2 protein-coding genes are annotated in these 1,650 nt (G+C 58.8%); both read right to left on the reverse strand.

The features are described from left to right. Window positions 1-562: 562 nt before the first annotated feature. Window positions 563-985, reverse strand: coding sequence for an Ig-like domain-containing protein (locus tag JF44_RS0106745; protein WP_033068224.1), 423 nt, complete (start codon window positions 983-985; stop codon window positions 563-565). A gap of 2 nt (window positions 986-987) precedes the next feature. Further along, the coding region (locus tag JF44_RS20450; RefSeq protein ID WP_033068225.1) for an Ig-like domain-containing protein at window positions 988-1,650 on the reverse strand (663 nt) is incomplete at its 5' end.

A 1,650-nucleotide genomic window follows, 5' to 3' on the forward strand; every position in this document is an offset into this window, starting at 1 on the left:
ACGTCGAGGGTCGGCGCGTCGGCTTCACCTTCAACAGAGACCGAGATCGTATCGGAGACAGAAGCGGTATCGGTGCCGTCTGCCGAAGTGGCCGTCACACCGAGATCGAACGAACCGCTGTAATCCGCCGGCGGTGTGATGGTCAGGCCATCAAGCTCATCAACTGTCAGGGTAACCGTGCCATCGGGATTGACGGTGCCGGCAGAGAGGGTTGCGCCATCGGGAATGTTTGAGATGGTGACGGAGAGAACTTCGCTGCTGTCTGTCAGAGCTGCGTTAACGTCAAGGGCAATGGCAGTATCTTCGGTGCCAGAGGCATCGGTGACATCAAGCGTCGGTGCATCGGCTTCGCCAGTGACATCAACGGTCAGGGTATCTGATACAGAAGCGGTATCGGTGCCGTCCGCAGACGTTGCGGTGACACCCAGATCAAACGATCCGCTGTAATCAGCTGGCGGCGTGATGGTCAGACCGTCAAGTTCATCAGCTGTCAGGGTAACGGTGCCGTCCGGATTGACGGTGCCAGCCGACAGGGTTGCGCCATCGGGAATGTTCGAAACCGTTACGGACAGAACTTCACTGCTATCGGTAAGACCAGCATCGATGTCGAGTGCAATCGGGCTGTCTTCGGTGCCTGTTGCATCGGTAACGTCGAGGGTCGGCGCGTCGGCTTCACCTTCAACAGAGACCGAGATCGTATCGGAGACAGAAGCGGTATCGGTGCCGTCTGCCGAAGTGTGTAATCAGCTGGCGGTGTGATGGTCAGGCCGTCGAGCTCATCAGTTGTCAGGGTAACCGTGCCATCCGCATTAACGGTGCCAGCCGACAGGGTTGCGCCATCGGGAATGTTGGAGATGGTGACGGAGAGGACTTCGCCGCTATCGGTAAGGCCCGCATCGATGTCGAGCGCAATCGGGCTGTCTTCGGTGCCGGAGGCATCGGTAACGTCGAGGGTCGGCGCGTCTGCTTCACCAGTGACATCCACGGTTAGCGTATCGCTGGTGGTTGCTGTATCGGTGCCATCGGTTGAGGTTGCGGTGACACCCAGATCAAACGATCCGCTGTAATCGGCCGGCGGTGTGATGGTCGGGTCACGGTACTGTCCGGATTAACGGTGCCAGCCGAGAGGGTTGCGCCTTCGGGGATGTTGGAAATGGTGACGGAGAGAACTTCGCTGCTGTCTGTCAGCGCGGCATCAACGTCAAGGGCAATGGCAGTATCTTCGGTGCCGGAGGCATCCGTCACATCGAGTGTCGGCGCATCGGCTTCGCCAGTGACATCAACGGTCAAGGTGTCGGATACAGAAGCGGTATCGGTACCGTCTGCCGAAGTGGCCGTCACACCGAGATCGAACGAACCGCTGTAATCCGCCGGCGGTGTGATGGTCAGGCTATCAAGCTCATCAACTGTCAGGGTAACCGTGCCATCGGGATTGACGGTGCCGGCAGAGAGGGTTGCGCCATCCGGAATGTTGGAAATGGTGACCGAGAGGGCTTCGCCGGCATCGGTAAGACCTGCATCGATGTCGAGTGCAATGGCAGTGTCTTCGGTGCCGGAGGCGTCGGTGACATCAAGCGTCGGAGCATCTGCTTCACCTTCAACAGATACACTCAGCGTATCGCTGGTGGTTGCCGTATCGGTGCCATCGGT

Origin of the sequence: Thalassospira australica (genome assembly GCF_000763295.1) — a bacterium.
Classification (GTDB): Bacteria; Pseudomonadota; Alphaproteobacteria; order Rhodospirillales; family Thalassospiraceae; genus Thalassospira; species Thalassospira australica.